The sequence below is a fragment of the Bacillus cereus group sp. Bc031 genome, from assembly GCF_027716265.1.
GTDB classification, from domain to species: Bacteria; Bacillota; Bacilli; order Bacillales; family Bacillaceae_G; genus Bacillus_A; species Bacillus_A paranthracis.
On sequence record NZ_JAQFUL010000211.1, the window covers coordinates 1 to 892 of the forward strand.

Genomic DNA, 892 nt, shown 5'->3' on the forward strand with positions numbered 1-892 from the left:
TTGTGGCGAAGTGGTTAACGCACCGGATTGTGGCTCCGGCATTCGTGGGTTCGATTCCCATCAGTCGCCCCATTTTTATTTTAAAAATTATAAATAATCTAATGGATACTTACATATAATTAAGTAAGAATTCGATGGGCTATAGCCAAGCGGTAAGGCAACGGACTTTGACTCCGTCATGCGCTGGTTCGAATCCAGCTAGCCCAGCCATTTTTGCGGAAGTAGTTCAGTGGTAGAATACAACCTTGCCAAGGTTGGGGTCGCGGGTTCGAATCCCGTCTTCCGCTCCAGTAAAATTTTATATGGCGGCATAGCCAAGTGGTAAGGCAGAGGTCTGCAAAACCTTTATCACCGGTTCAAATCCGGTTGCCGCCTTTTCTTTTGTGCCGATGTGGCGGAATTGGCAGACGCGCACGACTCAAAATCGTGTTCCTTCGGGAGTGTCGGTTCGACCCCGACCATCGGTATCACGAACGGCGTAATAAAAAGACTCTACACCAAATGTGTAGAGTCTTTTTATATTTTCATCACACTACAAAATAAGCATAAATAGTGTGTTGGTGAAATGGTAGAATTTTTTTGCTAAATTATGTTATGTGCTTCTAAAATTCGTAATAAACGTAGGAATTCATGTATAATATAACTTGTCGAAAGAACAAAATGATAGTGATTTATATTATGTCTGTAATATGAATCAAAAATGAACTTTTTATATTTCTTTTAAAAATGTGTTGAACACACATGATATTTCATATTAATATTTTTATGTAGATTTAAAACGGGAAAGAGAGTGGAAAGTATGGGTCGTAAATGGAATAATAGTGCGACACGTTGCTAACTGAAAAGGTTAGCCCATCCCATAGTAAAAGTTCTTTCGATATAACATATCATT

The 892-nt window shown here is 39.0% G+C and carries 4 tRNA genes; all 4 read left to right on the plus strand.

Annotated features, from left to right (window positions below):
* Window positions 1–135: 135 nt before the first annotated feature.
* Window positions 136–210 (plus strand) — tRNA-Gln (locus PDQ33_RS28920).
* 5 nt (window positions 211–215) lie between these two features.
* Window positions 216–290: transfer RNA gene (locus PDQ33_RS28925), tRNA-Gly, on the plus strand.
* A 14-nt stretch (window positions 291–304) separates the two neighbouring features.
* Window positions 305–375, plus strand: a tRNA-Cys gene (locus PDQ33_RS28930).
* Window positions 376–385: 10 nt separating this feature from the next.
* A tRNA-Leu gene (locus tag PDQ33_RS28935) sits at window positions 386–467 on the plus strand.
* The last annotated feature ends 425 nt before the right edge of the window (window positions 468–892 follow it).